The sequence below is a fragment of the Acidovorax sp. SRB_24 genome, assembly GCF_012931925.1.
Genome location: NZ_MWOM01000114.1, coordinates 1 through 6,039, shown reverse-complemented (window position 1 = coordinate 6,039; position 6,039 = coordinate 1). Strand labels below are relative to the sequence as shown.

The 6,039-nt window shown below is 69.7% G+C and carries 7 protein-coding genes; 3 read left to right on the top strand and 4 right to left on the bottom strand.

The window, feature by feature from the left end:
* The coding region (locus B2J89_RS20510) for an MFS transporter (RefSeq protein WP_169170711.1) at positions 1–661 on the top strand (661 nt) is incomplete at its 5' end.
* 45 nt (positions 662–706) lie between these two features.
* On the opposite strand, the gene B2J89_RS20505 is transcribed toward B2J89_RS20510, so the two are convergent.
* From B2J89_RS20505 to B2J89_RS20495, 3 genes are all read right to left on the bottom strand, one after another.
* Positions 707–1,183 carry a hypothetical protein gene (locus tag B2J89_RS20505; RefSeq protein ID WP_169170710.1) on the bottom strand — a complete coding sequence of 159 codons (477 nt, stop codon included), beginning with the start codon at positions 1,181–1,183 and terminating at the stop codon, positions 707–709.
* A gap of 98 nt (positions 1,184–1,281) precedes the next feature.
* Positions 1,282–1,923, bottom strand: coding sequence for an NAD(P)-dependent oxidoreductase (locus tag B2J89_RS20500; RefSeq protein ID WP_169170709.1), 642 nt, complete (start codon positions 1,921–1,923; stop codon positions 1,282–1,284).
* 160 nt (positions 1,924–2,083) lie between these two features.
* Positions 2,084–3,811: an AMP-binding protein gene (locus B2J89_RS20495; RefSeq protein ID WP_169170708.1), complete on the bottom strand. Its 1,728-nt coding sequence runs from the start codon at positions 3,809–3,811 to the stop codon at positions 2,084–2,086.
* A 306-nt stretch (positions 3,812–4,117) separates the two neighbouring features.
* On the opposite strand from B2J89_RS20495, the gene B2J89_RS20490 reads away from it, so the two are divergent.
* Positions 4,118–4,654, top strand: a complete 537-nt coding sequence (locus tag B2J89_RS20490) for a hypothetical protein (RefSeq protein WP_169170707.1) — start codon at positions 4,118–4,120, stop codon at positions 4,652–4,654.
* Between the two features lie 12 nt (positions 4,655–4,666).
* The gene (locus tag B2J89_RS20485) at positions 4,667–5,305 is read left to right on the top strand and encodes a DUF4124 domain-containing protein (RefSeq protein WP_169170706.1); all 639 of its coding nucleotides are present in this window, start codon (positions 4,667–4,669) and stop codon (positions 5,303–5,305) included.
* 62 nt (positions 5,306–5,367) lie between these two features.
* Here B2J89_RS20485 and B2J89_RS20480 read toward each other — a convergent pair.
* The coding region (locus tag B2J89_RS20480) for an NAD-dependent epimerase/dehydratase family protein (RefSeq protein WP_169170705.1) at positions 5,368–6,039 on the bottom strand (672 nt) is incomplete at its 5' end.

Genomic DNA, 6,039 nt, shown 5'->3' with positions numbered 1-6,039 from the left:
GCTGCTGCTGGCCTGGCGCGCGTTGCCGCACACGCCGCCGGCCGCGGCTTCCGGCCCGGGCCCCACGCGCTGGATGCTGCGCCGGCCGCGCACCTGGCTGCTGATGGCCTGCTTTGGCTTGGTCAACGGCGGCTATGCCTCGGTGGTGACGTGGCTGGCGCCGTTCTACCAGTCGCACGGCTGGAGCGCGGCCAGCAGCGGCAGCCTGGTGGCGCTGCTGGCCCTGGCGCAGGCCGGTGCGGCGCTGCTGCCTGCGCTGGCCGCGCACCAGCGCGACCGCCGGCCCTGGCTGTGGTTCACGCTGGCGCTACAGGCCGGCGGCTTTGCGGCGCTGGTGCTCTGGCCAGACGTGGCGCCGCGCAGCTGGGCCACGCTGCTGGGCGCGGGCCTGGGCGGCTCGTTCGCGCTCAGCATGGTGGTGGTGCTCGACCACCTGCCCGACCCGGCCCAGGCCGGTGCCCTGAGCGCGCTGATGCAGGGCGGCGGCTTTCTGCTGGCGGCCTTCGCGCCCTGGACGCTGGCCGCGCTGCACAGTGCCCGTGGCGGCTTTGCCGCCGGCTGGCTGGCGCACCTGGCCTGCGTGGCGCTGGTGGCGCTGCTGACCGCGCGCTTTGCGCCACAGCGCTATGCGGCCGCGATGCGGGCGCCGGCGCAGCCGTAAGCAGCTGGCGCGCGGACCGGGCCGTTCAGGCCGTAGCCCTGGCGCTCAGCGCGGGCGCTCGAAGCCGCTCTCGGCCCAGCGCAATGCGCTGTCCACGGTGAGCTTGAAGGCCGGCGACACCGGCACGCGCGCCAGCTCTTCGCCCAGCGGGTCCTGCGCGCTCAGAGTGGCACTGGCGCCTTCCTCGTCGGGCACGATTGCCAGCAGCACCCGCACGCGTTCGCCCTGCATGGTGATGGTGACGTTCTTGTTCAGCTGCGCATGCAGCTGCTGCTCGTGGCGGCGCAGCACTTCGTTGGCGGTCTTGACCAGGGTATTGAACGCGTTCACGTCGAGCGGCTTGGGGTTCTTCTTGTCGCGTCCCATCGTCCAGGGCCCCACCAGCGCCGGCTCGTCGTGGCCGTGCAGCGTCATCGCCACGGCCCAGCCATCGTCGTCCTCGTTCTTGAGCACGCGCGCGCTCCAGCGTTCGTCCTGCCACAGGCGCGGCTCCTGGATGGGGGCGAAAGTGTCTTCTGTCATGACTCTGGAGGCAAAAAGCCCTAGAGCTTAGAGCAAGCGGGCCGGGCGCCAATACCCTGCCCGCAAAAGCCCGCACGAGGCGGGCGCAGGCCGGAGCGTCAGTGCGCCACGGTGAAGCGCTGGCGCAGGTGCCGGGGCTTTTCCGCTTCGTCGACCAGGGCCACGGCCAGGTCTGCCACGCTGATGCTGCCCGGTTGGTCGCCGTTCATCAGCGGCGCATCCTGGCCCAGGCGGTAGTGGCCGGTGCGCTCGCCAGGTTGCAGCAGGATTGGCGGGCTCAGCAGCGTCCAGTCCAGCGTTTTGTCATCCTGCAGCAGCTTGAGCGCATCGCGCGCGCCGCGGGCGCCTTCTTTCCATTCGGCGGGAAATTCGGGCGTATCGACCAGTTGAACGCCCGGTACCACATACAGGCTGCCCGCGCCGCCCACCACCAAGAGGCGGCGCACGCCAGCCTGCTGCGCGCCTGCCATGATGGCCTGGGTGCCGCGCAGGTACTGCACATACAGATCAGCCACCTTCCAACCCGGGTTGTAGGCGCTCACCACCGCGTCGTTCCCGGCCACCGCCTGCGCCACCTCGGCGGCGTTCTGGGCGTCTGCGGCGACCACCTTCAAGCGCTCGCGCGGCGCGAGTTTTTCGGGGTGGCGCGCCAGCGCAGTCACCTCGTGGCCACGTTGCAGCAGTTCATTGAGCACAGCCGAACCGACGAAGCCGGTGGCACCGATCAGAGCGATTTTCATGGTCCATTCCTTGCGGGTTGCTGGGCTCCGAAGAATAGGTGCTTGCCAAAACCAGCGCTCGCGGCCCCTGGAGGCAGCGGCGCGGCAAAATTTGCATCAAATCAGGCTCAAACGCCTACTTGAAAAGCGCTAGAAGCTATATTTTCAATAGCAATTCAGCTCACGCCGTCTTGCTGGCTTGCAGCTTGAGCTCGGCCATCATCTGCTCGCGCATGACAAACTTTTGCACCTTGCCGGTGATGGTCATGGGCATGTCCGTGACGATGCGCACATAGCGCGGCACTTTGTAGTGGGCGATCTGGTCGCGGCAGAAGTCGCGGATCTCGTCCTCGGTGCAGGTCTGCCCAGGCTTGGGCACGATCCAGGCGCAGATCTCTTCGCCGTATTTGGCGTCGGGCACGCCGAACACCTGCACCGACTGCACCTTGGGGTGGCGGAACAGGAACTCCTCGATCTCGCGCGGGTAGACGTTCTCGCCGCCCCGGATCAGCATGTCCTTGGCGCGGCCGACGATGTTGCAGTAGCCCTCGGCGTCGATCGTTGCCAGGTCGCCGGTGTGCATCCAGCCGTCCTGCACCGCTTCGCGCGTGCGCGCCTGGTCGCCCCAGTAGCCCTGCATGACCGAGTAGCCGCGCACCAGCAGCTCGCCCTTTTCGCCCACGGGCACCACCTTGCCATCGACATCGACCACCTTGGCTTCGAGCATCGGCTGGATGCGGCCCACGGTCGACACCCGCCGCTCCAGGGGGTCGGTGGTGGCGCTTTGGAACGACACCGGCGAGGTCTCGGTCATGCCGTAGGCGATGGTGATCTCGGACAGGTGCATCTCGGCGATCACGCGCTTCATGGTTTCGATGGGGCACGGCGAGCCGGCCATGATGCCGGTGCGCAAGTGCGAGAGGTCGAACTCGGCAAAGCGCGGGTGCCCGAGTTCGGCAATGAACATGGTGGGCACGCCATGCAGCGCGGTGGAGCGCTCTTCGCTCACCGCCTCCAGCGTGGCGACGGGGTCGAACGATTCGCCCGGAAACACCATGGTGGCGCCCGCGGACACGCAGGCCAGCACCGCCAGCACCATGCCAAAGCAGTGGTACAGCGGCACGGGGATGCACAGGCTGTCCTGCTCGGTGAAGTTCATCGCCTGCGCAATGAAGCGCGCGTTGTTGACCACGTTGTGGTGCGTCAGCGTCGCGCCCTTGGGGTTGCCGGTGGTGCCGCTGGTGAACTGGATGTTGATGGCGTCGTGGCACAACAGGCCCGCGCCCAAGGCGTCGAGCGCCGCCACATCCACGCGGGCGCGGCCCTGCGCCAGCACGTCGGCATAGTTGAGCATGCCCGGCGTGGGCGTGCTGCCCAGCCGGATCACCATCTGCAACTGCGGCAGCCGCGCCGAGTGCAGCGCGCCAGGCGCGCAGGTGGCCAGCTCGGGCGCCAGGCGCTGCAGCATCTCCAGGTAGTTCGAGCTCTTGAGCTGCTCGGCCGTGACCAGCGCACGGCAGCCGGCGGCGTTGAGCGCGTACTCCAGCTCGGCCACGCGGTAGGCCGGGTTGATGTTGACGAGCACCAGCCCGGCGCGCGCGGTGGCGAACTGCGTCACCAGCCATTCGGCGCGGTTGGGTGACCAGATGCCCACGCGATCGCCCGGGCGCAGGCCCAGCGCCAGAAAGCCGCTGGCCAGCGCATCGACCTCGGCCTGGAGCTGCGCCCAGGTCCAGCGCAGGCCCTGCTCGCGAAACACCGCGGCGGTGCGGTTGGCAAAGCGTTGCACGGCCTCGGCCAGAAATTGAGCGATGGTGGCCTGCGACAGCGCCGCGTCGCTGCGGCCCTTGACCTGCGAAAGGCCGTCGAGCGGGGCCAGGTTCCAGTCTTGGACGAGGGAGGCATTCATAGTGGTGCTTTCCTGAATCGCGCGTGCGCGGAGCGCCCATTGTGGCAACGCTGCGGCCATCCCATGGAGCACATGGCTGCACACTACGTTGCCTAGAGGTCTTTCCAGGCGCCCACCCTCCAGGCCTGTCACGGGGTTTGCAGGGCCTTACATACGGCAACATCCGTAAAGCCCTTGAAAAGCCTGGCAAATTCGCATCCAGGGGTCAACCAAAGCCCGCGCCAACGCGTCATAAAGAGCGGGGCAGCACCCCAAAATCCATCTTCACGGCAGCGCCCGTGCGCTGCCCCACAGGGGAAATCCACGATGCCGAGCACTTTCTTCACCCGCGCCTTTGCCCTATGCACCGTGGCGGTACTGGCCACGGGCTGCGTTGCCGTGCCCGGAGACGGGTACTACGAGACGCAGGCCTATCCCACCTACAACCGGGGGTATGACAGCGGTGTCCTCTATGGCCCGGGCGCCTATGCGCCGGGCGCTTACACGACCTATCCCGCCTACCCCGTGTACCCCAGCTACCCGGCCGTGGCGCCGTCCTACTATCCGCGCGGCGGCGATCACCGCGGCGACTGGCGCGAGCGGGATGCACGCGACCAGCGCGACCGCGTACAACAGCAGCACCGCGACGCGCAAGACCGCGACGCCCGCCAGCGCGGCGAGCAAGCGCGCCAGCAGCGTGAACGCGACGATAGCCGCCGCCAACAGGCACAGCAGCAGGAGCGCCAGCAGCAGGAACGCGAGCGCCGCGCGAGCGCCAACCGCAACCAGCGCGATCCAGGCGACCGCGAGGGCCTGCGGCGCTGGCGCTCCGCCAGCGAGATAGAGCGCAGCCAGGGCCACTAAGATCGGCCGGCCATGTGCATCGCTCTGCGTTTTCTCGCTGTGTGCGCCGCCGGCCTGCTGGGCCCGGTGGCGCAGGCCCAGGTGCTGCGCTGCACCGATGCGCGCACCGGCCAGGTCACCTATACCGATGGCCGTTGCGGGCCTGGCACCCAGGCGCTCGAAGTGCAGCCGCGCAAGACCCCCGAAGAAATCCGCCAGGAGCGCGAGCAGGCGGCCCAGGCAGTGGCCGCCCAGCAGCAACGCCAGCAGGCAGCAGCCGCCGCCGCGCGCCTGGATGCGGAACGCGACGCGCAGCAGCGGCGCGCGCAGGCCGACCGTGCGGCACGCGCTGGCGCGCGCGACTATGCGCGCTCACCCGAGTGCGTGCGCGCCCGGCGCAGCCTGGACATGGCCGCCAGCGCGGCGGTCCGCTCGTACGGGCAAGATGCGCAACTCGATGCCGCACAGTGGCAAATGGACCTGGACTGCCTCGGCCCCGAAGGCTATGCCGAGGTGCAAAGGTACCGCGCGGCCCCGCCGGGCATCGTGTTGCTGCCCCCGCCACGCTACGCCCGCCCCGTGCCGGTGCAGCCCGTGCCCGCACCCACATTCACGCAGTGCAATGTGTTCCGCTGCTTTGACGCGCAGGGACGCAGCTACTCCCGCCCCTGACGGCGGTGAATGGATGTCCTCCGGGAAAGGTCCGACCAGAAACCTGGCGCGCCCGGCGCCGCTCAGCCGCGCCGGGCGCGCAAGCCCTGCGCGACCGTGGGATAGCGCAGGCGCAGGCGCAACTCACGCCGCATGCGCGTGTTGTCGAGCCGCCGCGACTCGCCCATGAAGCTCAGCAGCGTGAGCGGCAGCTGGTCCTGCGCGGTGCTGCGCGGCACGCGCGGCGGGCGCGGCAGGCCGTACAGGTCGGCCGCCAGGTCGAAGTAGTCGCCCATCTTCAGCTCGCTGTCGTCGCACACGTGGTACACGCGCTGCGCCGCGCCGCGCCACAGTGCGGCCGCGCAGGCGCGCGCCAGGTCGTCGGCATGGATGTGGTTGGTGAACACATCGTCGGGCGCGGCCAGCACGGGCGTGCCCTTGCGCAGGCGCGCCTCGGGCGTGCCGCCCGCGCGGTCGGGGGCATAGATGCCCGGAATGCGCAGCAGGCTGACACGCACGCCCGCGCGCCCCAGGTGGCGCACGGCGCGCTCGGCATCGACCCGGCGCTGCGCGCGCGGCGTGCTCGGGGCCACGGAGCGCGTCTCTGGCACCCGGGCGCCGCTGCAATCGCCATACACCCCGCTGGTCGAGCCATACACCAGCGCCGCCGGCAGGCTGCGCAAACGCAGGCTGCGCACCAGCGCCAGCGTGCGCGGATCGCGCCACCAGGGGGCGTCGGCGCCGCTGCTGGGCGG

What these genes read in the sequence shown, in the direction of transcription:
- B2J89_RS20490 (WP_169170707.1), top strand. Translation starts at nt 4,118, where the DNA reads ATGCCGAGCACTTTCTTCACCCGCGCCTTTGCCCTATGCACCGTGGCG.
- B2J89_RS20495 (WP_169170708.1), bottom strand. Translation starts at nt 3,811, where the DNA reads ATGAATGCCTCCCTCGTCCAAGACTGGAACCTGGCCCCGCTCGACGGC.
- B2J89_RS20485 (WP_169170706.1), top strand. Translation starts at nt 4,667, where the DNA reads ATGTGCATCGCTCTGCGTTTTCTCGCTGTGTGCGCCGCCGGCCTGCTG.
- B2J89_RS20500 (WP_169170709.1), bottom strand. Translation starts at nt 1,923, where the DNA reads ATGAAAATCGCTCTGATCGGTGCCACCGGCTTCGTCGGTTCGGCTGTG.
- B2J89_RS20505 (WP_169170710.1), bottom strand. Translation starts at nt 1,183, where the DNA reads ATGACAGAAGACACTTTCGCCCCCATCCAGGAGCCGCGCCTGTGGCAG.